Source organism: Streptosporangium sandarakinum (assembly GCF_013409935.1).
GTDB classification, from domain to species: Bacteria; Actinomycetota; Actinomycetes; order Streptosporangiales; family Streptosporangiaceae; genus Streptosporangium; species Streptosporangium nondiastaticum.
Window position 1 is genome coordinate 1,210,827 of record NZ_JACCCO010000003.1, and the last position, 25,176, is coordinate 1,236,002.

Below are 25,176 nucleotides of genomic sequence, written 5' to 3' on the forward strand. Positions count from 1 at the left end.
TGTTCATGGCAACACTGCGTGTCGCGGCTCGGGGGCTTGGGTCCGGTGTCTTCCCTCGTCACTTCGTCGCTTCGCTCCTTCGTTCCTCGGTCCAGACACCGGCGCCCCCTCGCGGTCCAGGCACCGGCGCCCCGAGCTAGTTGGTGACGTTGGCGGGGTTGCCCGAGAGGCGTTCCAGTTTGGTGCGGTAGGCGGTGGCGGCCTCCTCGACGGACCTGCCGGAGACGACGTCGGCCGTGGCCTCCTGCAGGGCGGCCGACACCTGGGGGTAGAGGGCCAGACCGGGGCGGTAGGCGGTGATCGGCAGGATCTCCCGGGAGACGAAGCTCAGCAGCGGGTCGCCGGCGAGGACCTCGTCGTTGACGTCGGATCTGGAGGTGACGCGGACGGCTCCGGCCAGCTCGGCCTTGACCGCCTCGGCCGAGTGCAGGAACGCCAGCAGCTCCCACGCCTGACGAGGATGCCTGGAGAAGGGGTTCAGCACCCGTACGGCGCCGCCGGACATGCTGACGAAGTCCTGGCCGCGGATCCCCGCGCCGGGCGTCCTCGCGGGGATCTTGGCGTATCCCACGACCTTGTCGCGGTCGGCCATCGGGGCCACGCCGGCCTTGGGATCGATCACCGAGCGCCAGAAGTAGTCGCCCTCGGCGAGGATACCGATCTTGCCGGCGGCGAATTCGGCGAAGGACTTGTCGCGGCCCTTGGCCTCCTGCTGCAGCCTGGGGTCGCCCAGGCCGCCCGCGTAGATCCGCCGGTAGAGGTCCAGCACGTCCTTGACGCCCTGGGAGGCCCCGGTCCACTTGCCGTTCGCGTAGATCTCGGCGCCGGTGCCGGCCAGCAGCGGCAGCGCGCCCTGCATCGAGGTGGCCTCGCCCATCGCGGTGCCGGCGTTGATCTGGATCGGCGTCACGCCGGGCAGCCGGCGCAGCGCCGTCCCGGCGTCGAGGATCTCCTGCCAGCTCCTGGGCTGCCACTTCTCCGGCAGGCCGGCCTTGGCGAACAGGCTCTTGTTGTAGTAGAGGATGCGCCCGTCGGTGCCCTGCGGCACGCCGTACCTCTTGCCCTCGAAGACGCCCAGGCCCTGCACCGCCTCGGGGATCTGCCGCCAGCCGTCCCAGGAGTCCACCGCGGCGCCGCCGACCTCGCCGAGGGGCTTGATGTACCCGGCCTGGGCGAACTCGCCGACCCAGATCCCGTCGAGGTCGATCACGTCGGCGCCGGTCCTCGACTTCAGGTCCAGCGCGACCTTCGTCTTGTACTGCTCGTCGTCCACGCCGTTGGGCTGGAACAGCACGCGCACGTCCCGCCCCGCCTGCTTCTGCGCGGCCTCGAACCGCGGGATCACCCAGTTCTTGATCCAGTCGGCGCTGACCGAGTTCTTGCCGCCGGAGATGGCGTTGGCCGTGATGGTCAGGGTGACGTCACCATCGGAGGGGGAGCCGGAACCGCAGGAGCAGAGGGCGAGCACGGCGGCTGCCAGGGTCGATATCAGGACAGGCCGATGGAAGGGTCTCACGTGACCTCCAGGGGGAGGTAAGGCATGTCACGACAACTCGACGATTACACAGGCTTACACGGGCGTAAAGATTCAACGGGAGGGACACAGGTGGTTCGCGCTGAGCTGATCGAGGGAAGTGCAGACAGCACGGCAACGTGAGTAAGGTCGGGCCATAAGGGACCGCACCTTTGGAGGGAGTCGCGTGGGATCGCACAGGGACCTGCCCGCCGGCATGGTGAATCACATCTTTACCGACACCGGGAGTTCCTCGTTCTCGGAGTTCGTCAGGTCCCACGCGCCGGACTTGCTGCCGGGCCGCAACGAGACGCTGGCGGCCCCGGTCGGCGACCAGATCCCCCATGCCACCACGATCGTCGCGGCGACCTGCGCCGGCGGCGTGGTGATCGCCGGGGATCGGAGGGCGACGTCGGGCAACATCATCTCCCAGCGTGACATGGAGAAGGTGTTCCGCCTGGACGACCATTCGGCCATGGGCATCGCCGGCGCGGCGAGCACCGGCATCGAGCTGGCGCGCCTTTACCGGGTCGAGCTGGAGCACTACGAGAAGCGCGAGGGCCGCTCGCTGTCGGTGGCGGGCAAGGCCAACCGGCTGGCCACGATGATCCGCGGCAACCTGCCGATGGCGATGCAGGGCCTGGTCGTGGTCCCGCTGTTCGTGGCCTACGACCCGAACGGCGACAGCGGCCGGATCTTCAGCTACGACGTGGGCGGCGGGCCGTACGAGCAGCACCAGCACCACGCGATCGGCTCCGGCTCGATCTTCGCGCGGGGTTCGCTGAAGAAGCTGTACCGCGAGGGAGCGAGCCCGGAGGACACCGTGCTGACGGTTCTGCAGGCCCTCTACGACGCGGCCGACGACGACTCGGCGACCGGCGGTCCCGACGTCATCCGCAGGATCTGGCCCGTCGTCGCGGTGCTCACCGCCGACGGCTACCGCCGCCTGAGCGACGACGAGATCGCCGAGAACGTCGAGGCGATGGTGGAGAGCCGGAAGAGTTCCCCCGACGGTCCCACCGCTCCGCTGCGTTAACACGAGAGGATCACCGCAGGTGTCCATACCCTTTGGATATGTCTCGCCCGAGCAGCAGATGCGGGACAAGGCGGACTACGCGCGCAAGGGCATCGCGCGAGGCCGCAGCGTCGTCGTGCTGCAGTACGAGGACGGCATCCTGTTCGTCGCCCCCAACCCCTCCCGTGCCCTGCACAAGATCAGCGAGATCTACGACCGGATCGGCTTCGCCGCGGTCGGCCGGTACAACGAGTTCGAGGCGCTGCGCCTCGGCGGGATCCGCTACGCCGACATCAACGGCTACACCTACGACCGGGAGGACGTCACCGCCCGGGGCCTGGCCAACCTCTACGCGCAGAACCTCGGCCAGATCTTCACCGAGTCGCTGAAGCCGTTCGAGGTGGAGCTCGTGGTGGCCGAGGTCGGCGACACCGCCGACGAGGACCACATCTACCGCCTCACCTTCGACGGCTCGGTGTTCGACGAGTCCGGCCTGGTGGCGATGGGCGGCCAGGCCGAGGCGGTCGCGGGCCGGCTCAAGGAGCGTTACCGCGACGGCCTGTCGCTGGCCGACGCGCTGCAGGCGGCGCTGTTCGCGCTGACCGAGCCGGGCGGCGAGCGTCCCCCCGCCGGGCAGCTGGAGGTGGCGGTGCTCGACCGCAACCGGCCGCACCGCAAGTTCCAGCGCCTGGCCGGTCCGAGGCTGGAGGCGCTGCTGGCCGGGTCGTCCGCCGGGGAAGGCGCCGTGGACGCCGGAACCGCCGAGGCCGCCGCGCCGCAGGACGGCGGATCCCAGACGCCGCCCACCGCTCCCGAGGGGGAGATCGACACCGGCTCCGGCGGCTGACCGCACGCTCCGCGGGCGCCGCGTCCCCGCCGGGGGCGCGGCGCCCGCGCATTGTGACGCGGATCACATCCCGGTTCGGTGAACCGGAGGCGCGGGACCGTGGTCGAAGCAGTCATGAAACGATCCGTTCTGACCGCCGCCGCCCTGTGCGCCGCCCTCGCCGCCGGTACGGCCCCCGCCCAGGCGGCCGTGATCCCCGCCCAGGCGGCCCCCGCCCGGGCGGCCGCGATCCCCCACTACCCGGCGCCGAAGATCTTCGGGACGACGTTCCAGTCCGACCCCGGCCACGACTTCACCAAGCGCATCAGCCCCCGCAAGGACGGCATCCTGCGCGGCTGGATCACCCACGTGTCCGGCGGGCAGGCCGAGTACGAGCCGATCAAGTGGGTGCGGGACAAGTACACCGAGGGCCACTTCGAGGGCCCGCCGGAGGGCAACTCCACCGCCTACAGCTCGCCCGTGGCCGGGAACGTGGTCTACCTGAGCGCCTTCGGCTGCTCGTCGCGGATGGCGAACATGACCGTCGACAGGCGCGGCCTGGGCGCCAAGCGCTGCTCCCGCGCGACGCTGCTGAAGCGGGCCGCGAAGATGCAGCGCCCGGCGCTGATCACCGTCTACCGCGGCCGGATCGTCAAGCTGCAGGAGATCTACACCCCCTGACCTCCTCACCCCTCCTCGCCGGTCCTGCGCGCCGCCGGGGACCCACGCCGCGGCCCGCGCCCGGGAACGTCCCCGGGCGCGGGCCGCGGCGTGCCGGGCCGAGGTCCCCTGTCCGGCCGGGATCCGTGTGCCCGGCCGGGGCCCGCGCGTGCTTAGCCGAGCACCGCGCCGGGCATAAGCCGTAGGACCGAAAACCCCCCACTGATCCCTCCCGCGGGAGGGGTTCGGCGAATAGTGTGAGGCAATGGACCGTCGCATCTTCGGACTTGAGAACGAATACGGGGTCACCTGCACGTTCAGGGGACAGCGGCGGCTGTCGCCCGACGAGGTCGCGCGTTACCTTTTCCGCCGCGTCGTCTCCTGGGGCCGATCGAGCAACGTCTTCCTGCGCAACGGCGCCCGTCTCTACCTCGACGTCGGCAGCCATCCCGAGTACGCCACCCCCGAGTGCGACAGCGTCGTGGAGCTCGTCACCCACGACAAGGCGGGGGAGCGCATCCTGGAGGGCCTGCTGGTCGACGCCGAGAAGAGGCTCCGCGAGGAGGGCATCGCCGGCGACATCTACCTCTTCAAGAACAACACCGACTCGGCGGGCAACTCCTACGGCTGCCACGAGAACTACCTGGTGGGCCGGCACGGCGAGTTCGGCCGCCTGGCCGACGTGCTGATCCCCTTCCTGGTCACCCGGCAGATCATCTGCGGCGCGGGGAAGGTGCTGCAGACTCCCCGGGGCGCCGTCTACTGCGTCTCCCAGCGGGCCGAGCACATCTGGGAGGGCGTCTCCAGCGCGACCACCCGCTCGCGGCCCATCATCAACACCCGCGACGAGCCGCACGCCGACGCCGAGCGGTTCCGCCGGCTGCACGTCATCGTCGGCGACTCCAACATGAGCGAGACGACCATGCTGCTCAAGGTCGGCGCGACCGACCTGGTGCTGCGCATGATCGAGGCCGGCACGGTGATGCGCGACCTGTCACTGGAGAACCCCATCCGGGCCATCCGGGAGGTCTCCCACGACATGACCGGGCGGCGGCGGGTCAGGCTGGCCAACGGCAGGGAGGCGTCCTCGCTGGAGATCCAGCAGGAATACCTCACCAAGGCCCGCGACTTCGTCGATCGCCGCGGCGGTGACGAGATCAGCGAGCGGGTGCTGGAGCTGTGGGAGCGCACCCTCAACGCCGTCGACACCGGCAACCTCGACCTGGTCTCCCGCGAGATCGACTGGGTGACGAAATACCAGCTCATCGAGCGGTACCGCGAGAAGTACGACCTGCCGCTGTCGAGCCCCCGGGTCGCCCAGCTGGACCTGGCCTACCACGACGTGCACCGCCGCCGCGGCCTGTACTACCTGCTGCAGCGGCGCGGCTCGGTGGAGCGGGTGACCAGCGACCTGAAGATCTTCGAGGCCAAGTCGGTGCCGCCGCAGACCACCCGGGCGCGGTTGCGCGGGGAGTTCATCCGCCGGGCGCAGGAGAAGCGGCGTGACTTCACCGTCGACTGGGTGCATCTGAAGCTCAACGACCAGGCGCAGCGCACCGTGCTGTGCAAGGATCCCTTCCGCAGCGTGGACGAGAGGGTGGAGAAGCTCATCGCCGGAATGTGATGGTCATGCTTCGGCAAGGCGACCGATGATTTATCGCGACCCTATGTCAAGGCGAGTAGTGTGACGCGAACCTGACGTCTGCCTGAGGGATATCTATGCGTCGCCGCAGCCTGGCCGTACTGGCCGCCCTGCCCCTGATGTTCGCCGCGGCCTGCGGGTCCGGTGATGGCACCGCCACCGCGAACTCCGCCAACCCGAGCGGCGAGGCGGTCTCGGCGCTGAAGGTCACCGGCGCGCCCAACGCCAAGCCGGCCGTGGCCTTCCCCGCCAAGGTCGCCGAGACCTCCTCCTACCAGGTGATCACCCCCGGTACGGCCGGCGCCCCGGCCCAGAAGGGGTCGAACGTGGTCGCCAACTTCACCGTCTACACCTGGGACGGCAAGACCAACAAGATGATCGGCTCGACCTATGACGAGGGCGGGCCGCAGCTGATCACGCTCAACGAGCAGGTCCCGGAGATCCTCCGCAAGGGCTTCGCCGAGACCAAGGACGGCGGCCGCTTCCTGTCCGTCGTCGCCAAGGACTCGCTGCCCGCCGAGCAGCAGCAGCAGGCCCCCGCCGGGCAGTCGCAGGTCTTCGTGATCGACGTGGTGGGCGTGCCCAAGGACAAGGCGGTCCAGGGCAAGGCCACCGACGCCGGAATCAAGGGCATCAAGCTGGAGAACCCCGGCGGTGACGCCGCGCCGAAGCTGGACACCAAGACCAAGGAGAAGGCGCCCAAGGACCTCGTCGCCAAGACGGTGATCAAGGGGTCGGGCCCGGCGGTCAAGGCCGGCCAGTCGATCCTGGTCCAGTACGTCGGCAAGATCTGGGGCTCGGGTGTCGAGTTCGACAGCAGCTGGGGGCGCGGCGGCCAGCCGATCATGTTCCAGATCGGCACCGGCAAGGTCATCAAGGGCTGGGACCAGGGCCTGGTGGGCGTCCCGGTCGGCAGCCGGGTGCTGCTGAGCATCCCGCCGAGCCTCGGCTACGGCGAGCAGGGCTCCGGCGACAAGATCAAGGGCACCGACACCCTGGTCTTCGCGGTGGACGTCCTCGGCGCCTACTGAGGCCGCTTCCGGACCCGTCCACGATCCGTTCCCCGTGCCGGGGCCGCCCGAGCGGCCCCGGCACGGGTTTTCGGGACAGAGCCTGAAATCCCGCGGTGAGCGGCGATGATCTCGGCGTGGTCGCGATCCCCCGGGTGAACCGCCGGGGCCGGGGCGATGGCCGGCCCGGGAAGAACGGACCCGGCGCCCGCGTGGGGGTGCGGGCGCCGGGTGTTGCGGTCGGGTCGGGTGGCCGGTGCCGTGGGTCAGGGCAGGGTCCATTTCTGGTTGGGTGCGCCGGTGCAGGTCCACAGGGTGACCGGGGTGGCGTCGGCGGGGTTGGCGCCGGTGACGTCGAGGCATTTGCCGGACTGGGGGTTCTTCAGGGTTCCGTCGGGTTGCGGTGTCCAGTTCTGGGCGGCGGTGTTGTTGCAGGTGTAGAGCTGGATCTTCGTTCCGTCGGTGGTGGCGCCGCCGGCGACGTCGAGGCATTTGCCCAGGGCCTTGAGTTGCGGGCCGGAGACCGTCCAGTTCTGGGCGGCGGTGTTGTTGCAGGTGTAGAGCTGGACTTTCGTTCCGTCGGCGGGGTTGGCGCCGGCGACGTCGAGGCACTTGCCGGCCAGACCCTTCACCGGACCCGTGCCCGTGGGCGAGCCGCCGGACTTGACGAAGGTGAAGTCGTCGACGTCGAAGAGGCCGCCGCCGGTACCGGTGTAGGTGAGGTAGACGTCGGCGCTGCCGGCGGGGACACCGGTGAGCGGGGTGCTCACGGTCGCGAAGGCGTCCCAGCCGCCGGTGTTCGGCACGTTCACGGTGCCCAGCACGGCGCCGGTCGGGGAGCCGGTGCGGATCTGGATCTGGCCGCCGGGCCCGCCCGAGACGACGCGGGCGCGGAACGAGGTGGCGCCGCCGACGTCGACACCGACGTAGCCGGACCAGTCGCCCGGATCGATGTAGCCGAGCGTCTGGCCGTTGTTGGCGCCGGCCTTGGCGAACGGCTGCGCGCCGTTCACGGAGCTGTAGGACTCGGCCTGCGTGGTCACGTCGTTGGTGGCCGAGGTCTCCTTGACGCGGATGTTGCGGAAGGCGACCTGGTCGGCGCCGCCGTGGTTCTGGATGCCGATGTAGCCGTCGAGGCCGCGGTTCGGGTCGGAGTTGGTGAAGTCGTTGATGAGCGAGCCGTTGAGGTAGACCCGGAGCCGCTGACCCTCGACGAGGATCTCGTAGGTGTTCCACTCCCCGGGCGGGTTGAGCGCGGCGTCGCGTGCGGCGATGTCGGCGGCCTTGAAACCGTAGATCGCCCCCGTGGTGCGATCCGGGGTGTCGGTGGCGTCGATCTGGATCTCGTACCCCTGGTTGACCGCGACGTCCGGGTCGCCGCCGGGGTCGGGGAACCCGACGAAGATGCCGGAGTTGCTGTCGCCGGTGAGCCGGAAGTCGGCCTTGAGGGAGTACGAGGTGTACTGCTTGGCGCTGTACCAGAAAAGCCCCATGCCGCCGGTCGAGGAGAGCGTCGCGTCGGCTTCGGTGAAGCCGCCGGGCCCGGACTGCCTCCAGCCGGTCGTGGACCCGTCGTACAGCGTGCCGTAACCGGTCTCGGGCCGGCAGTCCGCGTGCGCGCGCCTGGCCGCGTAGCGGATGCCGCCCAGCAGTCCGGTGCGGAAGTCGGCCTGCGCGTAGGACTCCTTGGTGTGCCCGAACCCGGTGTAGAAGGACCGTCCCGTGCCGACGCCCTTGCACCAGGTGATCGGGTGGTCGGCGCCCATCGTGCCGCCGGAGTAGGACGACTCGTCGAGGGTGGCCAGGACGCGGGCGGAGCCACGCGGGTTGGTCCGGTAGTTGTACAGCTCGTCGGTGCGGGTCCAGGTCCGCGGCAGGTGCGCCGTCGCCGGGTGGGCCCGGTTCTCGGTCCTGGAGGCGACCTGCTGGATGGCCGGGTGGCTGGCGAACCAGGCGCCGACGAGCTGTCCGTAGAAGGGCCAGTCGTATTCGGTGTCGGCGGCGGAGTGCACGCCCACGTAGCCACCGCCGCCGCGGACGTAGGACTCGAACGCGCTCTGCTGGGCGTCGTCGAGCACGTCGCCGGTGGTGAGCAGGAACACGACGGCCTCGTACCTGGCGAGGTTGGCGGTGGTGAACGCGGCGGCGTCCTCGGTGGCGGTGACGGTGAACCCGCCGGCCGCCCCCAGATCCTTGATCGTCTGGACTCCGGCGGGGATGGCGTCATGCCGGAATCCGGCGGTCTTGGAGAAGACGAGGACATCGTACGGCGCGTCGGCGGCGGCGCCGGCCGGAGGTGAGGCGTAGAGCATGCAGGCGGCGAGGGTGGCGGCGGTGCCGAGGCCCGCGAGGATTCTGCGCATGGTCCCTCTCTTCGAAGGGCCGGCGCCCGCGTGGGGGTGCGGGCGCCGGGTGTTGCGGTCAGGTCGGGTGGCCGGTGTCGCGGGTCAGGGCAGGGTCCATTTCTGGTTGGGTGCGCCGGTGCAGGTCCACAGGGTGACCGGGGTGGCGTCGGCGGGGTTGGCGCCGGTGACGTCGAGGCATTTGCCGGACTGGGGGTTCTTCAGGGTTCCGTCGGGTTGCGGTGTCCAGTTCTGGGCGGCGGTGTTGTTGCAGGTGTAGAGCTGGATCTTCGTTCCGTCGGTGGTGGCGCCGCCGGCGACGTCGAGGCATTTGCCCAGGGCCTTGAGTTGCGGGCCGGAGACCGTCCAGTTCTGGGCGGTGGTGTTGTTGCAGGTGTAGAGCTGGATCTTCGTTCCGTCGGCGGGGTTGGCGCCGGCGACGTCGAGGCACTTGCCGGCCAGACCCTTCACCGGACCCGTGCCGCCGCCGGTGGCGAGGGTGAAGGAGTCCAGGTCGAACAGCGCGGCGGTCGTCGATCCGGCGAAGGTGAGGTAGAGCGATGTGGTGCCCGCGGGGGCGCCGGTGATGGAGCCGCCGACCGTGGTGAACGTCTCCCACGAGCCGGTCACCGGAACCGTCGCCGAGCCGATGACCGGGCCGGTGGGCGAGCCGGTGCGGAACTGCAGGGTGCCGCCCGCGCCGCCGGAGGAGACCCGCGCGGTGAACGAGGTCGCGTTGCTCAGCTGGTAGGGGTCGAACGCGATCCAGTCGCCGTTGTTGATGTCGCCGACGGTCTTGCCGCCCTCGGCCTGGGTCTTGCCGATGAGGTTGACGCCGGAGGAGGTCTTGAAATGCTCGGCCTGACGGTGCCGTGGCGCCAGGATGCTCTGCGCGTGGGTGGTCAGGCCGCCCTTGTCGGTGTACGACGCGTCGAAGATCGGGAAGATGTTGGCCGCGTCGTCGTGCTCACCGTCGACCGGGATGGTGATCGTGCCCGAGCAGCCGTTCTGCGAGGTGATCTGGTGCGCGTGCTGGTCGTGGCCGAGCACGTAGGCCATGGTGACCTTGCCGCAGTCGACTGCGCCGTCCTCGGGGTCGGTGACCGTGACGCTCCACGGCACGGCGTCACCGAAGGCGGTCAGCCGCCCGGGCGCGGGCTCGCGGATGGTCACCGTCGGCGCGGTGTTGCCCACGGTGATCGGCACACTCGCCGTGCCGGTGGCGCCCTCCGGGTCGCGGACGGTCAGGGTCGCCGTGTAGGTGCCGTTGACCGTGTACGTGTGCGAGGGGTTGGCGGCGGTGGACGTGCCGCCGTCGCCGAACGCCCACGAGTGGCTCAGCGCGCCTCCCTCCGGATCCGACGAGCCGGCCGATGAGAACGTCACGGTGAGCGGCGTCGCGCCGGACGTCCTGTCCGCCTTGGCGACGGCGGTCGGGGCACGGTTGCCGCCGCCCACGTAGTCGTAGCGGTAGAGCGCCGAGTTGGCGTCGCCGTTGAAGTAACCGGTGCCGTAGTCCAGCACGTACAGGGCGCCGTCCGGGCCGAAGGCCGTGTCCATGACCTGCTTGCCGTTCCAGGGGAAGTCGCCGATCGCGCCCGGGGAGCCGTCAGCATTGATCTTGATCGGCTTGATCCAGCCGCGGCCGAACTCGCCGGCGAAGAGCATGCCGTCGAACGTCTTGGGGAACTTCCCGGCCGACGGGTTGCCCGCGTCGTAGTGGTACACCGGTCCGCCCATCGGCGACTCCGAGCCGCCGCCGAACTCGGGCGGGCTCCCCGCGTCGCCGCCGTAGCGGATCCACGCCGGGCGGGCCGGCGGCAGCTTCTGCTGTCCGGTGTTGCGGAACGAGTTGTTCGCCGGGCCACCGGCGCAGTCGTATTTCGGGCCCGTGCCGTTGGTGGCGAAGTTCCACTCGTTGTACGTCTCGGCGGCGGTGTTGGTACCGGTGCAGTACGGCCAGCCGTAGTTGCCCGGGCCGGTGACGCGGTCGAACTCCACCTGCCCGCTCGGCCCGCGGTCCGGGTTGGTGGCGCCCGCGTCCGGGCCGTAGTCGCCGACGTGGACCACGCCGGTGGTCTTGTCCACGCTCATCCGGAAGGGGTTGCGGAAGCCCATCGCGTAGATCTCCGGCCGCGTGTTCGCGGTGCCCGGCGGGAACAGGTTGCCGGCCGGGATGGAGTACGTCCCGTTCGCGTTCATCTTGATCCGCAGGATCTTGCCGCGCAGGTCGTTGGTGTTGCCCGCCGACCGCTGCGCGTCGTAGGCCGGGTTGCGGTCGGTCCGCTCGTCGATGGGGGAGTAGCCGGCCGAGTCGAACGGGTTGGTGTCGTCGCCGGTCGACAGGTAGAGGTTGCCGGCCGAGTCGAAGTCGATGTCGCCGCCGACGTGGCAGCACATGCCGCGATCGGCGGGCACGTCGAGGACGTCGACCCGGCTGGCCATGTCGACGGTGAAGTCGGCCTTGAGGGTGAACCGCGACAGCCGGTTCACACCGGCCCAGGTGGCCCAGTTCGCGGCCGTGCCGGTGGCCGGCGCGTCTCCCGCCGGGGTGTTCAGGGGCGGCGCGTAGTAGAGGTAGATGTACCGGTTGCTGGAGAAGCCCGGGTCCGCCGCCACGCCCTGCAGCCCCTCCTCGTCATGCGTGTAGACGGGGATGTTCGCGATGACCGACGTCGTGCCGTCGGCGTCGGTGCGGCGCAGGGTCCCGTTGCGCGCGGTGTGCAGCACCGAGCGGTCGGGCAGCACCGAGATCGTCATCGGCTCGCCGACCTCCGCCACGCCCTTGGCGAGGGCGACCTGCTGGAAGTCGGCGGCGGCCGCGGCCGGATCGGCGGGGGCGGCGGCCGCGGCCGGTCCGGCGGGCGCGGTGACGAGGGCGGTGAGGCCTGCGGAGAGGAGGACGAGGGCGGCGGCCATTCGTCCTGGTCGATGCCGTGCTGGGGGGTGATGATTCATCATGGTTTCTTTCTGACGCAACGTGCCTGACGGGTCGCGTGCCCGGGTGCTCGGCGCCTCGGGCGCGGGTGGGGCCGGTTGGTCGGGGCGGCTTCCGCCGCCTGCCTGTCTGCCGGGGCCGAACCTCCTTTCCGGCGGTCGCCGTATTGCGGGTGCGGGGCCTGGGAGCGCTCGCCGGCTCACGGCGGCTCGGGCTGCTCCTGGTCGAAGGCGAGGCTGGCTCCGGCGCCGGAGATCTCCAGGAACAGCCGGTTCTTGCGGCCGGGCGCCACCTGGCTCACCGTGAGCGACCCGAGCACGCCGCCGGCCGTGGCGAGCCGGGCGGTCACGACGTCCTCGGTGGGGGCCGGCGAGTGGGTGACCCGGTCGGCGATCACCACCGCGCTCTGGCCGCAGACCCGGCCACTCCGGCAAGCCTGGCACCGGCTTGCCGGAGTGGCCGGGCGTGAACCTGTCCCATGAAGCCTGTTCCGACGATCGCAGCACGAACTTCTGCTGATCGATGGCATTTCTGGGTCATATCGCGGATGCTAAATTCGACTTATGACGATGGTCAAGCAAAAGTTATGCCGCTGTCGCCATAACTGAATACGGAATTGCCGGAAATGGGCAAAGAGAAGTGCTTAAATGCAAGAGAGGCGCCGAAAGCACGCCGGCATCGCGCACGCGGGGACGTCGGCGATCCCGCGCGGTGGCGACGTCTGCCGCCGGAGCCGAGCCGGTGCGGCTCACCGGTCTGATGGCCCGACGGTGCCGCAGCGGCCCGACGCGCCCCCGGAACAACGATGGGTCGTGCCGATCGAGGACGCGATCTCCTCCGGCCGCCGGCCCGCGACGGCCGTCATCGCGGCACCCGGGGAACGGCCGGAGACCACCGGCGGCATCGGCCGTATCGGCAAGTCCTTCGCGACGGCCTCATCCGCCGGTGCGGCGACGCCGGCCGCCCGGAGCCGGCCGGGGAGCGCGGCCGGGTTCCGCCTCGCCCGGCCGGTCCCCGGCACGGCGGAGATCCGCGGAACGGCGTTCTAGGATGCCAGGGGGCCGGTGTCCTCCCCGGTCGGCAGCGTGGCCGCGTGGCGACCGGCGGCGGCCGACGCCAGGAAGGAGGGCAGGTCCTCGTCCAGGCCCCGGCCCATCGTCGAGAGCCGCACCGGGCAGCCGGCGAGCGCCTCGCGCAGGCCGTCCACGGGCACCCGTACCAACTCGTGCCGGGCCGACAGCGGCTCCGCCTGCCGGGCGACCCGCTCACCGAACTCGCCCGGCAGCTCCGGCACGGCGACCTGGGCCGGGGCCAGGGCGACCCGCCCGTAGGCGGTCAGCGAGTGGTGGGAGACCCCGATGTGGCGCTCGCGCAGGTCGCCCTCGCTGACCCGCAGCGCCGCGACCGGCCGCCCACCCAGGACGGCGGCGGCGTTGACCGCCTCGCCGGCCGAGACGCCGGAGAAGCCCCACCGGGTGCCGGTGCCGAGGTTGCCCGGCCCCTGGGTGACGACCGCGACGTCGGCGCCCATGACGTGCCGGGCGGCGAGCAGGCCGGTGTGCAACGTCACGGCCTCCATGTCGCCGCCGAACGCCTGGCCGACCGTGACCGTCCCGGCGAGCCAGCCGGTCTCCCTCAGCCGCGCGCACGACATGGAGAACCAGGCGGGCAGCGCGCCGCCGTCGAGCATCACGTAGACGACCCGGGGCGGCCGTACCGGCCCGGCGGCCCCCTCGGGGGAGGGCGGCTCCCCGCCGGTGTCCCGCGCGTCCCCGGACGGCGGCTGCGGCGGGTGCGAGCCGTACAGGCCGCACAGGATCGCCGGGAGCGCCGAGTGCAGGTCGGCGACGATCACCGGCATGCCGTCGAGCGAGTCGGCGTCGCGCAGCACATCATGGAAGGGCGAGTCCTGCTCGTCGACGCCGAGCACGGTCGCCTGCAACGGGGTGTAACGTGCCTTCACCAGGTGTCCGGGGCCGGAAGGATCTTGCGGCAACCTGTCGGGAAGCGCCACCACCATGGCGTAACCTCCCGTACCGAGGCCCATCGCGAGCGCGGTCGTGTTGAGCAGCACCGTGTCGCCGGGTTCGGGGCGCCCCACCAGGGCGGGATAGGCGAGCGCTCGCGCGCCGCCCTCCTCGGTGGTGACGTCGAGTTCCACCGCTCCCGGCCACTCGCGCCGGACCCGCGCGACCACTCCCTTGCGCCATCTGATCACGCGGGAAGAGTAGCGTCACTTGGACAGGAAGGAGGCCCGATGTCACGCCGGAAGACCGAGCGGCTGCTGAACCTCGTCATCTGCCTGCTGGCCACTCGGCGGCCGCTCAGCGCCGACCACATCCGCCAGGCCGTGCCCGGCTACGACGCCGACAACGACGAGGCCTTCCAGCGGATGTTCGAGCGCGACAAGAACGAGCTGCGCGAGATCGGCATCCCGATCGAGGTGCACAAGGACCCCTGGGAGGAGGATCCGGGCTACCGGATCGTCCGGCAGAGCTACGAGCTGCCCGAGATCACCCTGGAGCCCGACGAGGCGGCCGTGGTGGGCCTGGCGGCCCAGGTGTGGCAGCGGGCCAGCCTGGCCGAGGCGGCCGGCAAGGCGCTGCTGAAGCTGCGCGCCGGGGGAGTGGAGACCGAGGAGGCCGGCGGGGTGCTCGGCGGCGCCCTTGAACTGCGGCTCGACACCCAGGACCCGGCGTTCCCGGCACTGTGGGAGGCCGTGCGCGACCGGCGCGCGGTCCGCTTCCCCTACCGCGCCGCCTCCAGCCAGACCGTGCTGACCCGCACGGTGGAGCCGTGGGGCGTGGTCAGCCGGCGCGGCCGCTGGTACATGGTGGGCCACGACCGCGACCGCGACGACGCGCGGGTCTTCCGGCTCAGCCGGATCACCGGGCCGGTCACCCCGATCGGCCGCCCCGGCGACGTGGTGGTGCCCGAGGGCGTCGACCTGAAGTCGATGGTCGGCTACAGCGACGCGCTGACGGTCCGGGAGCGTACCGCGCTGATCCGGGTCCGCGAGGGCGCCTGCCAGGGGCTGCGCCAGGTGGCCAAGCAGGTACGGCCCGCCTCCGGCGGGTGGGACGAGCTGGAGATCGACTTCAACGACCCCGAGCGGCTGGCCGGATGGGTGGTCGGCTTCGCGGCGGACGCCGAGGTGGTCGGGCCGCCGGACGCCCGCGACGCGGTGATCTGCAGGCTGAAGGGGGCCCTGGCGTGACGGCGCGGGGACGCGCCGCGCGGGAGCGGTGCCGTACGGCGAAGCGGGGCCTCACCGGTCTCACCGGTCTCGACGGGGAACGGCGAGTGCGCGGGCGCGGTGCCGCCGGCGCGGAACGGAGCGGGCGATGAGCACGGCCGACAGACTGCCCAGGCTGCTGGCCCTGGTGCCCTACCTGATGTCGCATCCGGGCGCGCAGGTCCCGGAGGTGGCGAAGGTCTTCGGGCTGACCGAGAAGCAGCTCATCGACGACCTGCAGCTGGTGTGGATGTGCGGGCTGCCCGGCCACACCCCGGGCGACCTGATCGACGTCTCCTGGGACGGCGGCGAGATCATCATCGACAACGCCGACACCATCGCCCGGCCGCTGCGGCTCGCCGTGGACGAGGCCAGCGCGCTGCTGGTGGCCCTGCGGATGCTCGCCGAGCTGCCGGAGTTCGGCGACCGCGACGCCCTGTCGCGGGTCATCGCCAAGCTGGAGCGGGCCGCGGGGGAGGCCGCCGCGGTGGTCAGCAGCCAGGTCGCGGTGGAGGTGGACGCCGCCCCGGACGCGCTGCCCACGGTCAACGAGGCGCTGCGCCGCCGCCGGCGGCTGTCGCTGCGCTACTACGTGCCCGGCCGCGACGAGATCACCCCGCGCGAGGTCGACCCGATGCGGCTGGTCATGGTGGACGGCCGCTCCTACCTGTCGGGCTGGTGTTACCGCGCCGAGGCGGTGCGGCTGTTCCGGCTGGACCGGATGCTCACCGTGGACGTGCTGGACGTGCCCGCCGACCCGCCGGCCGGGGCCGAGCCGGGCGAGGTGACGCCCGGGGTGTTCCGGCCCTCTCCCACCGACGAGATGGTGGAGCTGGAGCTGACCCCCGCCGGGCGCTGGGTCGCCGAGTACTACCCGTGCGAGGAGGTCACCGAGCTCGGCGAGGGCCGGCTGCGGGTGGCGCTGCGCGCGCGCGACCAGGGCTGGCTGGTACGGCTGGCACTGCGGCTGGGCGACACGGGCCGGGTGCTGTCGCCCGCGTCACTGGCCGCGAGCGTCCGGGAGGCCGCCGCGTCGGCCCTCAAACTGTACGAAAGCGTATAAAGTTAGTGAACATTCCAAAACTATCCTTTGACCGTCGGCGGTAGGATCAGCCGGTATGAACTGGATCTTCGCGGGGGCGGGGCTGGCCCTCGCCGGGCTGACGGTGCTCGCCGTACTCGGCCTTCGCGTGCTGGTCGCGGCCCGTGAGCTGGGCCGGGAGGTCGACCGGGCCCACCGCCGGATCGAGCCGGCCCGGGCGCTGCTCGCCGAGCGGGCCGCCGAGGCGCGGCTTTCGGCGGCCGGCCGGACTCCGCCGAGGGGATGAGTCTGTCACCCGGGCAGCGTACGATCGGGGGCAGAGACCGCACGTCGCTCACGTAAGGATGTGTCATGGGCAGTCTGGGACCCACTGAGCTGATCATCATCGGGGTGATCCTGGTGATGCTGTTCGGCGCCAAGAAGCTGCCGGAGGCCGCCCGCGGGCTGGGCCGTTCGCTGCGCATCTTCAAGGCGGAGACCTCTAAGCTCCGCGACGACGACGAGGCCCCGGCCGCCACCGTCCAGCCGCAGCCTCAGCAGCCCGCTCCGGCCCCGGCTCCGCAGCAGATCGCCCCGGCGCCCGCGCAGTCCGTCGAGGAGCAGGCCCGCGCCCTGGAGGAGCAGGCCGCCCGCCTGCGCGCCCAGGCCGCCTCCAAGCCGCAGTAGCCGCGAGGGGGCGCCGGTGTCTGGACTGAGGAGTGAGCGAGCGCAGTGAGCGAACGACGAGGGAAGACATCGGGCTTAAGCCCTCGAGCCGCGGCACGGAGTGTCGCAGTGAGCCCGTGAGGGGGCGCCGGTGTCTGGACTGAGGAACGCAGTCGCGGAGCGACCGAGTGACGAGGGAAGACGCCGGACCAAGAGCCCCCGAGCCGCGGCACGGAGTGTCGCAGTGAGCCCGTGAGGGGGCGCCGGTGTCTGGACTGAGGAACGCAGTCGCGGAGCGACCGAGTGACGAGGGAAGACACCGGACACCAGCCCTCGAGCCGCGACACGAAGTGTCGCAGTGAGCCCGTGAGGGGGCGCCGGTGTCTGGACTGAGGAACGCAGTCGCGGAGCGACGGAGTGACGAGGGAAGACATCGGGCTTAAGCCCCCGAGCCGCGACACGAAGTGTCGCAATGAATACTGCATGAGCACAAACCATCACCCTCTCGGACCGGGATTCGTCAATGGCGCTGCTGAAATGGCCCAAGCCGGGGCAGAACCGGTCGGTCCCGTCCGAGGACGCGGCCGAGGGGCGCATGCCGCTCATGGACCATCTCCGTGAGCTGCGCAACCGGCTGATCATCGCGTTGCTCGGCCTGGTGGCCGGGATCATCATCGGGCTTGTCTTCTTCGACCCGATCTGGGCGTTCATCACGAAGCCCTACTGCAACCTGCCCGCCTCGCAGGTGCTGCGCAAGGGCGAGTGCACGTTCGCCATCCGCGGGGTGTTCGAGGCGTTCTTCGTCAACCTGAAGGTCGCCGCGCTCTTCGCGGTGGTCGTCTCCTCCCCGGTCTGGCTCTACCAGATCTGGGCGTTCGTCACCCCCGGCCTGTACCGCAACGAGAAGCGCTACTCGGCGACGTTCCTGGGCATGGCGATCCCGCTGTTCCTCGCGGGCGCCGCGCTGGCCTACGTGATCATGGACAAGGGGCTGTCGATCCTGCTGGGGTTCGCCCCGGCCAACGCCATCCCGCTGCTGGAGATGGACGACTACCTCACCTACGCGCTGGTGATGCTCATCATCTTCGGCGTCTCCTTCGAGTTGCCGCTGCTGATGGTGTTCCTCAACGTGATCGGCGTCCTGCCGCGCGCCACGGTGGCCGCCCACCGCCGCATGGTGATCTTCATCATGTTCGTCTTCGCGGCGATCGCCACCCCCAGCACCGACCCGTTCTCCATGATCGCGCTAGCCCTGCCCATGGTCCTGCTGTTCGCCCTCGCCGAGGGGTTCATGTACCTGCGGGAGCGCAGGGCGGCGGCCAAGGGCGATGACTTCTCCCATCTGTCCGACGACGAGGCGTCCGCCCTGCCGGACGAGGTCTCTCCTCTCGATTCGGACACGACGGATTCCGATCCGGCGAAGTAGGGGATAAGTTCCGGTCTGTGCCCGGAGAGATCGCCCTGCTCGTCAACCCCGCCGCCCGGGGTGGCCGTTCCCGCGGCCTGCTCGCCCCGGTGCTCGACCGGCTCCGGAGCGGCGGCGCCGAGGTCTCGGTGATCCTCGGCGAGTCCGCCGACGACGCCCTGGAGCGGGCCTGCACCGCGGTCGCCGAGGCCCCCGGCGCGCTGGTCGCCTTCGGCGGCGACGGCCTGGTCCACCTGGCCGTCCAGGCGGTCGCCGGCACCGACGTCCCGCTGGGCGTCATCCCGGCCGGGACCGGCAACGACATCGCCGCCGCGCTCGGCCTGCCGACCCGCGACCCCCTGGCCGCCGCCGACACGGTGCTGCGCGGGCGGGTCCGGGTGGTCGACGCCGCCCGGGCCGGCGTGGACGAGTGGTTCGCCGGGGTGGTGGCCTGCGGCTTCGACTCGCGGGTCAACGAGCGGGCCAACCGCCTCACCTGGCCGCCCGGCATGGCCAAGTACGTCGTCGCGCTGGCCCAGGAACTGCGCTCCTTCCGGCCCATCCCGTTCCGCCTGGACCTCGACGGCGAGGTGGTCGAGCGCGAGGCGATGCTGGTCGCGGTCGGCAACACCGACTCCTACGGCGCCGGCATGCGGGTGTGCCCCGCCGCCGTCCCCGACGACGGACTGCTGGACGTGACGATCCTCGGCGCCGTCCCCCGCGGGGAGTTCCTGCGGACCTTTCCCCGGGTGTACCGCGGCACCCACGTCTCCCATCCCGCGGTCACCGTCCACCGCGCCCGGCGGGTGACGCTGGATGCCCCGGGCATCGTCGCCTACGCCGACGGCGAGCGCCTCGGCCCCATCCCGCTGACCTGCGAGATCGTTCCCGGCGCGCTGAACGTCCTGGCTTAGGGCGCCTGCCGCGGGGCACGGAGGATCGACCGGAAACCCGGTGTCGGTAGGGTGGAGGCATGACGACCCCAGCGGAACGTTACGCTGCCTTCCGTCAGAGCCAGGCCGAAAGCGGGCCCGCGCTGACCTCGTTCCGCGGTCTGTACGACTTCGAGCTGGACGACTTCCAGCTGGACGCCTGCCGGGCCCTGGAAGCGGGCGACGGAGTCCTGGTCGCCGCCCCCACCGGCTCGGGCAAGACCGTCGTGGGTGAGTTCGCGGTCCACCTGGCCCTGAGCGAGGGCCGCAAGTGCTTCTACACCACTCCGATCAAGGCGCTGTCCAACCAGAAGTACAACGACCTGGTCCGCCGGTACGGCGCCGCCGACGTCGGCCTGCTCACCGGTGACAACAGCGTCAACGGCGACGCCCCCATCGTGGTGATGACCACCGAGGTCCTGCGCAACATGCTCTACGCCGGGTCCTCCACCCTCACCGGCCTCGGGTTCGTCGTCATGGACGAGGTGCACTACCTCGCCGACCGCTTCCGCGGCGCGGTCTGGGAAGAGGTGATCATCCACCTGCCCGAGTCGGTGCGGCTGGTCGCCCTGTCGGCCACGGTCAGCAACGCCGAGGAGTTCGGCGAGTGGATGGGAGAGGTCCGCGGTGACACCAGCGTCATCGTCGACGAGCACCGCCCGGTCCCGCTCTGGCAGCACATGCTCGTCGGCCACCGCCTGTACGACCTGTTCGTGGCCGACGAGGAGGGCCGCCGCCCGCAGGTCAACCCCGCCCTGATGCGCATCGCCCGCGACGAGGAGCGCCAGGCGTTCGGCCGGGGCCGTCGCGGCTACTCCCGGCCCCGCAGGCCGGGCCCGCCGGACCGGGCCGCGGCCATCGAGCGGCTCGACGCCGAGGGCCTGCTGCCCGCCATCACCTTCATCTTCTCCCGGGCCGGCTGTGACGCCGCCGTCGCCCAGTGCGTGTTCTCCGGCATCCGGCTCACCACCGACGCCGAGCGCCACGAGATCCGCCAGATCGTCGACGAGCGCACCGCGCACCTGCCGGACGAGGACCTCGCGGTGCTGGGCTACCTCGAGTGGCGCGACGCCCTGGAACGCGGCCTGGCCGCCCACCACGCGGGCATGCTCCCGACCTTCAAGGAGGTCGTCGAGGAGTTGTTCACCCGCAACCTCGTCAAGGCCGTCTTCGCCACCGAGACCCTCGCGCTGGGCATCAACATGCCCGCCCGCTCGGTGGTGATCGAGAAGCTCGACAAGTGGAACGGCGAGACCCACGCCGACCTGACGCCCGGCGAGTACACCCAGCTCACCGGCCGGGCCGGGCGGCGCGGCATCGACGTCGAGGGCCACGCGGTGGTCCAGTGGCAGCCGGGCACCGACCCGTTGCAGGTCGCGGGCCTGGCCAGCACCCGGACCTATCCGCTGCGCTCCAGCTTCCGCCCCTCCTACAACATGGCGGTCAACCTGGTCGGCCAGGTCGGCCGGGAACGCGCCAGGTCCCTGCTGGAGTCGTCCTTCGCGCAGTTCCAGGCCGACCGGGCCGTGGTCGGCATCGCCAAGCAGCTCCGCCGCCACGAGGAGGCGCTGGAGGGCTACCGCAAGGCGATGACGTGCCACCTCGGCGACTTCGAGGAGTACGCCGCGCTGCGCAGGGCGCTGTCGGACCGCGAGTCCGAGCTGTCGCGGCAGCGCGGCGCCGCCCGCCGGGCGCAGGCGCTGCGCTCGCTGGAGGCGCTGCGACCCGGCGACATCATCCGCGTCCCCGGCGGGCGGCGGGCCGGCCTGGCGCTCGTCCTCGACCCGGGCCTCAACTCCCGCGGTGACGGCCCCTCCCCGCTGGTGCTGACCATCGGCAAGCAGGTCAAGAAGTTGTCGCCGGCCGACTTCCCGATGCCGGTGGAGCCGGTCGAGCGGCTGCGCATCCCCAAGGGCTTCAACTCCCGCTCGCCCAAGGACCGCGCCAACCTCGTCTCCTCGATGCACGCCAAGCTCGGCGACCGCGACTTCGGCAAGCCGCCCAGGGTGCGCGACCACGCCGCCGAGGACGAGGAGGTCGCGCGTCTGCGCAAGGAGATCCGCCGGCATCCCTGCCACGGCTGCGACGAGCGCGAGGACCACGCCCGCTGGGCCGAGCGCTACTACAAGCTGCTGCGCGAGACGGACGGTCTGCGCCGCCGCGTCGAGGGCCGCTCCCACGTCATCGCCCGCACCTTCGACAAGGTCTGCGGGGTGCTCGACCAGCTCGGCTACCTCGAAGGCGAGCACGTCACCGCCGAGGGCCGCCGGCTGGGCCGCCTCTACACCGAGCTGGACCTCCTCACGGCCGAGTCGCTGCGCGCGGGCATCTGGGAGAACCTCGACCCGGCCGAGCTGGCCGCCTGCGTCTCCGCGCTGGTCTTCGAGTCCCGGCAGGCCGACGAGGGCCGCCAGCCCAGGCTCCCCGGGGGCGAGGCGCAGAAGGCGCTGACCGACATGATCCGCCTGTGGGCCGAGCTGGAGGCCATCGAGGGCGACCACGGCCTGTCCTTCCTCCGGGAGCCCGACGCCGGGTTCGCCTGGGCGGCGTTCCGCTGGGCGCGGGGCCACAACCTCGACGCCGTGCTGGGCGACGGCATCGGCGGCTCCGAGCTGGCCGCGGGCGACTTCGTCCGCTGGACCAAGCAGCTGCTGGACCTGCTCGGCCAGATCGCCGAGGCGGCCCCGGCGAACAGCAAGGTCAAGCAGACGGCGGGCAAGGCGATGGACGCCCTGCGGCGCGGTGTGGTGGCCTACTCCTCGGTGGGCTGACGCGGGGTCGCCGAGAACCGGTGCGGGCCGACGGCGTCAGGGTGCGGGCGTCCCGGTTCCGCGCGGGCCGGGCGCGGCGCCGCTCCGGGCCGGGAACCGGCGGCCACCGGGTCCCCCGGAACCGGCAGACTGACCGCTCGGTCAATACCCCGTGACGGCCGGTGCGCGGAAAGTAGCCCCGGGGCCTGTTTCCTGGGTGATCGCCACGGAAATCCCGGTATCAGGCCCCTTTGGACCCCCGCTCAGGGAGGTAACCATGTTCGCTCTCATCGCCGCAGTCCTGTTCCTCCTCGCTCTGATCTTCCAGATCGCCGGTGTCGCCATCGGCGCCGTCGTGACCGCGGCCACGCTCGCCCTGGCAGGATTGCTCGCCGTCGCGCTGCACCTGATGGGAGTCGGCACCGGCTGGACCCTCAAGCGTTGATCGAGGACGGGCGGCCCGCGCGGGCCCCGCAGGGGCTCCGCCGCGGGAGGGCCCGTCACGGCCGAAGGCCGCGCCCGGTGATCCGGGCGCGGCCTTCGTGACGCCGGGGCCACGTCACTACGCCACGCTGAACCGGACCTCCCGGGTCGCCGGGTCGGCGCGGGTCAGCCGTACCCGGACGGCCTCGCCCAGCGGCAGCCGCTCGCCGTCGCAGCGGGCCACCACCGCCGGGCCGGTGACCTGGACCACGCCGGACTCCCCGTCGTCGGCCACGTCGATCACCACCGCGTCGAACGTCTGCCCCACCCGGTCGCGCAGCACGAACGCCTCCACCAGGTCCACGCAGGCACGCTCGGCGGCGCCCGCCCGCCGCCCGGTGGCCTGCATGATGTCCGGCAGCTCGCCCATGATCGCCTGGATCCCCTCCGGCACCGGCTCGCCCGCGGCGACCGCCAGGCAGATCTCGGTGGCGTAGCGGTCGACGAGCCGCCGCAGCGGCGCGGTCACGTGCGCGTACGGCGCCGCCACCGCGGCGTGCTCCGCCTGCCGGGGCGGCTCACCGTTGAAGGCGACGTACCCGGCGCCACGCAGCAGCACCGTGGACTCCCGCAGGAACGCGGCGTGCTCGGGGACCTTCGGATCCAGGCCGTGCACCACGTCGCCGTAGGAGGCGTCCTCCGGCCAGGAAACGCCCAGAGCGGCGGCGGCCCGGCGCATCCGGGCGACCTCCTCGGCCGGCGCGGGCGGCAACACCCTCAGCAGGCCGATCTCGGCGTCCAGCATCATCGAGGCGGCGGCCATGCCGGTCAGCAGCGAGATCTGGGCGTTCCACGTCTCGGCGTCGAGCGAGGCGCGCAGCTCCACCCGGTAGCCGTCCCCGTCGGGGACGATCTCCTGCTCGGGTGTGGGCAGGCTGATCCCGCCGCGGTCGCGCTCCAGGGCGAGGCGGAGCCGGCCGATCTCGGCCAGCAGCCGCAGCGTGCCGTCGGCGGTGCCGGTGTCCACCGCGGCCTGCACGTAGTCGTAGTCGAGCCGCTCGCGGCTGCGCACCAGCGCCCGGGTCACGTCGGCGCCCACGATCCGGCCGTCGGAGTCGAGATCGACGCACCACAGCGCGGCCGAGCGCGTCACCCCGGGCAGCAGGCTGGCCGCGCCCTCCGACAGCACGGGCGGGTGCAGCGGCACCCGCCCGTCGGGCAGGTAGACGGTCTCGCCGCGCTCACGGGCCTCCAGGTCGATCGCGCCGCCGGGCCGCACGAACGCCCCGACGTCGGCGACGGCGTACCAGACGCGGTAGCCGCCGGGCCGCTCCTCCAGGTGCATCGCCTGGTCCAGGTCCATGGAGCCGGGCGGGTCGATGGTGATGAACGGCAGGTCGGTGCGGTCCAGCTCCGGTAGGACGGGTGCCTGGGCCACCCATTCGGCCTCGTCGATCACGGCGAGAGGGAACTCCTCGGGAAGCTGCAGCTCCCGGCGGATCCGCTCGAAACCATCGTCGAGCCGCGGATGGGACTCTTCGGGCATCCGTATGGTTCTGGGGGACACGGGGGCCAACCTATCGTTCACCGTCGCGCCGGCCGCACCGGAGCGCGGCGAGGGTCCGGCGGAACGGCGCGGGCCGGCGGCCGCGCCGGAGGCGGTGGATCCTGGCATCTCGACGTCCTTCGGGTGCGGGGTCGAAGGACACGACTTCCCCGCAGCGCCCCGATGATGCCCACCGCACCCGTCTCCGCCGGGCCGCCGTACGGCCGTCCCACCGAGAGCGGGCGCGGCGGGACGGCCGCCGCGGGCCCTCGGCACGCGGCGGTACGGCGGCGTGGGCCCTCAAAGCGCGGCGGTACGGCGGCGCGGGCCCTCAGAGCACGGCGGACAGGCGCTTGAGCGGGCCGTGCAGGCCGTACCGCTCGGCCAGGGCGTCGAGCGCCTCCGGGTCGCGCGGCGCGGCGGGCAGGGACAGGTCGAGCTCCGGGACCGGCGCGTCGTGCGCCACCCGGACCACCGCGGGGGCGGCGCGCAGGTAGTCGCGGGCCGCGGCGAGCTTGGCGCGCTGCCCGGCCGGCAGGTCGCCCGCGCCGTCGTCCAGGGCCGTGACCAGCGCCTCCAGCGAGCCGAACCGGGTGATCAGCGCGGCCGCCGTCTTGTCGCCGATCCCGGCGACGCCGGGCAGGCCGTCGCTGGGGTCGCCGCGCAGCACGGCGAAGTCGGCGTAGGAGCGGCCCGGCACGCCGTACCGGGCGGACACCGCGGCCTCGTCGACGATCTGGAGGTTCTTGACGCCCCGCGCGGTGTACAGGACGCGGACGGGGCGGGCGTCGTCGACGAGCTGGAACATGTCGCGGTCGCCGGTGACGATGTCCACCGGCCCGCGGGCACGGGCGGTGAACGTGCCCATCACGTCGTCGGCCTCGTAGCCGGGCACCCCGACGCGGGCGATGCCGGCGGCGTCGAGCACCCGCTCGATCACCGGCACCTGCGGGGCCAGGGTGTCGGGGACCTCCTCGCCGCCGTCGGCGGCGAGCCGGTGCGCCTTGTAGGAGGGGATCGCCGCCACCCGGAAGGCCGGGCGCCAGTCGGCGTCCATGCAGGCCACCAGTTCGCCGGGGGAGTGCTCCCGGACCAGCATGGCGATCATGTCGATGAGCCCGCGGACGGCGTTGACCGGCATGCCGTCCGGCGCGGTCACCGACTCGGGGACTCCGTAGAAGGCACGGAAGTAAAGAGAGGGGGTGTCGAGCAGAAGAAGCTTCTCGGGACTGGTCGTCATGGCATCAGCATG

At 71.8% G+C, this 25,176-nt stretch carries 21 protein-coding genes; 14 read left to right on the forward strand and 7 right to left on the reverse strand.

Features of this window, described 5'->3' with window-relative positions:
• Window positions 1-136 precede the first annotated feature (136 nt).
• Window positions 137-1,516: an extracellular solute-binding protein gene (locus tag HDA43_RS31750; RefSeq protein ID WP_179828153.1), complete on the reverse strand. Its 1,380-nt coding sequence runs from the start codon at window positions 1,514-1,516 to the stop codon at window positions 137-139.
• A 214-nt stretch (window positions 1,517-1,730) separates the two neighbouring features.
• On the opposite strand from HDA43_RS31750, the gene prcB reads away from it, so the two are divergent.
• The 5 genes from prcB to HDA43_RS31775 all read left to right on the forward strand — a co-directional run bounded on the left by prcB (window position 1,731) and on the right by HDA43_RS31775 (window position 6,687).
• On the forward strand, window positions 1,731-2,549 hold the full coding sequence (gene prcB / locus HDA43_RS31755) for a proteasome subunit beta (protein WP_179828885.1): 819 nt from the start codon (window positions 1,731-1,733) through the stop codon (window positions 2,547-2,549).
• Window positions 2,550-2,568: 19 nt separating this feature from the next.
• Window positions 2,569-3,375, forward strand: a complete 807-nt coding sequence (gene prcA, locus HDA43_RS31760; protein ID WP_179828155.1) for a proteasome subunit alpha — start codon at window positions 2,569-2,571, stop codon at window positions 3,373-3,375.
• Between the two features lie 114 nt (window positions 3,376-3,489).
• The gene (locus tag HDA43_RS31765) at window positions 3,490-4,035 is read left to right on the forward strand and encodes a hypothetical protein (protein WP_179828157.1); all 546 of its coding nucleotides are present in this window, start codon (window positions 3,490-3,492) and stop codon (window positions 4,033-4,035) included.
• A 244-nt stretch (window positions 4,036-4,279) separates the two neighbouring features.
• Window positions 4,280-5,638, forward strand: a complete 1,359-nt coding sequence (gene pafA / locus HDA43_RS31770) for a Pup--protein ligase (RefSeq protein WP_179828159.1) — start codon at window positions 4,280-4,282, stop codon at window positions 5,636-5,638.
• A 95-nt stretch (window positions 5,639-5,733) separates the two neighbouring features.
• Window positions 5,734-6,687 carry an FKBP-type peptidyl-prolyl cis-trans isomerase gene (locus tag HDA43_RS31775; RefSeq protein WP_179828161.1) on the forward strand — a complete coding sequence of 318 codons (954 nt, stop codon included), beginning with the start codon at window positions 5,734-5,736 and terminating at the stop codon, window positions 6,685-6,687.
• Window positions 6,688-6,932: 245 nt separating this feature from the next.
• On the opposite strand, the gene HDA43_RS31780 is transcribed toward HDA43_RS31775, so the two are convergent.
• From HDA43_RS31780 to HDA43_RS31790, 3 genes are all read right to left on the reverse strand, one after another.
• Window positions 6,933-9,029, reverse strand: coding sequence for a ThuA domain-containing protein (locus HDA43_RS31780; protein ID WP_179828163.1), 2,097 nt, complete (start codon window positions 9,027-9,029; stop codon window positions 6,933-6,935).
• 84 nt (window positions 9,030-9,113) lie between these two features.
• A complete protein-coding gene (locus HDA43_RS31785) occupies window positions 9,114-11,927 on the reverse strand; it encodes a carbohydrate-binding protein (RefSeq protein WP_246424765.1) in 2,814 nt (937 codons plus the stop codon).
• 218 nt (window positions 11,928-12,145) lie between these two features.
• Window positions 12,146-12,343: a hypothetical protein gene (locus tag HDA43_RS31790; RefSeq protein ID WP_179828167.1), complete on the reverse strand. Its 198-nt coding sequence runs from the start codon at window positions 12,341-12,343 to the stop codon at window positions 12,146-12,148.
• A 415-nt stretch (window positions 12,344-12,758) separates the two neighbouring features.
• Between HDA43_RS31790 and HDA43_RS31795 the strand changes: the two genes are divergently transcribed.
• Complete coding sequence (locus HDA43_RS31795) at window positions 12,759-12,995, forward strand: hypothetical protein (RefSeq protein WP_179828169.1); 237 nt, start codon at window positions 12,759-12,761, stop codon at window positions 12,993-12,995.
• On the opposite strand, the gene HDA43_RS31800 is transcribed toward HDA43_RS31795, so the two are convergent.
• Entirely contained in the window at window positions 12,992-14,164 is a 1,173-nt protein-coding gene (locus HDA43_RS31800; protein ID WP_179828172.1) for a DUF3866 family protein, read from the reverse strand. The genes HDA43_RS31795 and HDA43_RS31800 overlap by 4 nt on opposite strands.
• 39 nt (window positions 14,165-14,203) lie before the next feature.
• Between HDA43_RS31800 and HDA43_RS31805 the strand changes: the two genes are divergently transcribed.
• The 8 genes from HDA43_RS31805 (at window position 14,204) to HDA43_RS31840 (ending at window position 22,400) form a co-directional block, all read left to right on the forward strand.
• Window positions 14,204-15,163, forward strand: a complete 960-nt coding sequence (locus HDA43_RS31805; RefSeq protein WP_179828174.1) for a helix-turn-helix transcriptional regulator — start codon at window positions 14,204-14,206, stop codon at window positions 15,161-15,163.
• Window positions 15,164-15,290: 127 nt separating this feature from the next.
• Entirely contained in the window at window positions 15,291-16,244 is a 954-nt protein-coding gene (locus HDA43_RS31810; RefSeq protein WP_179828176.1) for a helix-turn-helix transcriptional regulator, read from the forward strand.
• Window positions 16,245-16,299: 55 nt separating this feature from the next.
• Entirely contained in the window at window positions 16,300-16,509 is a 210-nt protein-coding gene (locus HDA43_RS31815; protein ID WP_179828178.1) for a hypothetical protein, read from the forward strand.
• A gap of 65 nt (window positions 16,510-16,574) precedes the next feature.
• Window positions 16,575-16,889 (forward strand): Sec-independent protein translocase subunit TatA, encoded by a 315-nt coding sequence (gene tatA, locus HDA43_RS31820; RefSeq protein WP_179828180.1) that lies wholly within the window; start codon window positions 16,575-16,577, stop codon window positions 16,887-16,889.
• A 502-nt stretch (window positions 16,890-17,391) separates the two neighbouring features.
• Window positions 17,392-18,294, forward strand: a complete 903-nt coding sequence (gene tatC / locus HDA43_RS31825; RefSeq protein ID WP_179828181.1) for a twin-arginine translocase subunit TatC — start codon at window positions 17,392-17,394, stop codon at window positions 18,292-18,294.
• Between the two features lie 17 nt (window positions 18,295-18,311).
• Entirely contained in the window at window positions 18,312-19,187 is an 876-nt protein-coding gene (locus HDA43_RS31830; RefSeq protein ID WP_179828184.1) for a diacylglycerol kinase, read from the forward strand.
• Window positions 19,188-19,246: 59 nt separating this feature from the next.
• Complete coding sequence (locus tag HDA43_RS31835) at window positions 19,247-21,976, forward strand: DEAD/DEAH box helicase (protein WP_179828186.1); 2,730 nt, start codon at window positions 19,247-19,249, stop codon at window positions 21,974-21,976.
• 256 nt (window positions 21,977-22,232) lie between these two features.
• Window positions 22,233-22,400 (forward strand): hypothetical protein, encoded by a 168-nt coding sequence (locus HDA43_RS31840; RefSeq protein WP_179828188.1) that lies wholly within the window; start codon window positions 22,233-22,235, stop codon window positions 22,398-22,400.
• A 117-nt stretch (window positions 22,401-22,517) separates the two neighbouring features.
• Here HDA43_RS31840 and HDA43_RS31845 read toward each other — a convergent pair whose 3' ends face one another.
• Window positions 22,518-23,924 (reverse strand): RNB domain-containing ribonuclease, encoded by a 1,407-nt coding sequence (locus HDA43_RS31845; protein WP_179828190.1) that lies wholly within the window; start codon window positions 23,922-23,924, stop codon window positions 22,518-22,520.
• A gap of 331 nt (window positions 23,925-24,255) precedes the next feature.
• Complete coding sequence (locus HDA43_RS31850) at window positions 24,256-25,164, reverse strand: 5'-3' exonuclease (protein WP_179828192.1); 909 nt, start codon at window positions 25,162-25,164, stop codon at window positions 24,256-24,258.
• Between the last annotated feature and the right edge of the window lie 12 nt (window positions 25,165-25,176).

Coding starts and splice junctions, on each gene's coding strand:
- prcB (WP_179828885.1), top strand. CDS start 1,731: ATGGTGAATCACATCTTTACCGACACCGGGAGTTCCTCGTTCTCGGAG.
- HDA43_RS31765 (WP_179828157.1), top strand. CDS start 3,490: ATGAAACGATCCGTTCTGACCGCCGCCGCCCTGTGCGCCGCCCTCGCC.
- pafA (WP_179828159.1), top strand. CDS start 4,280: ATGGACCGTCGCATCTTCGGACTTGAGAACGAATACGGGGTCACCTGC.
- HDA43_RS31775 (WP_179828161.1), top strand. CDS start 5,734: ATGCGTCGCCGCAGCCTGGCCGTACTGGCCGCCCTGCCCCTGATGTTC.
- HDA43_RS31780 (WP_179828163.1), bottom strand. CDS start 9,029: ATGCGCAGAATCCTCGCGGGCCTCGGCACCGCCGCCACCCTCGCCGCC.
- HDA43_RS31785 (WP_246424765.1), bottom strand. CDS start 11,927: ATGGCCGCCGCCCTCGTCCTCCTCTCCGCAGGCCTCACCGCCCTCGTC.
- HDA43_RS31805 (WP_179828174.1), top strand. CDS start 14,204: ATGTCACGCCGGAAGACCGAGCGGCTGCTGAACCTCGTCATCTGCCTG.
- HDA43_RS31810 (WP_179828176.1), top strand. CDS start 15,291: ATGAGCACGGCCGACAGACTGCCCAGGCTGCTGGCCCTGGTGCCCTAC.
- HDA43_RS31815 (WP_179828178.1), top strand. CDS start 16,300: ATGAACTGGATCTTCGCGGGGGCGGGGCTGGCCCTCGCCGGGCTGACG.
- tatA (WP_179828180.1), top strand. CDS start 16,575: ATGGGCAGTCTGGGACCCACTGAGCTGATCATCATCGGGGTGATCCTG.
- tatC (WP_179828181.1), top strand. CDS start 17,392: ATGGCGCTGCTGAAATGGCCCAAGCCGGGGCAGAACCGGTCGGTCCCG.
- HDA43_RS31835 (WP_179828186.1), top strand. CDS start 19,247: ATGACGACCCCAGCGGAACGTTACGCTGCCTTCCGTCAGAGCCAGGCC.
- HDA43_RS31840 (WP_179828188.1), top strand. CDS start 22,233: ATGTTCGCTCTCATCGCCGCAGTCCTGTTCCTCCTCGCTCTGATCTTC.
- HDA43_RS31845 (WP_179828190.1), bottom strand. CDS start 23,924: ATGCCCGAAGAGTCCCATCCGCGGCTCGACGATGGTTTCGAGCGGATC.
- HDA43_RS31850 (WP_179828192.1), bottom strand. CDS start 25,164: ATGACGACCAGTCCCGAGAAGCTTCTTCTGCTCGACACCCCCTCTCTT.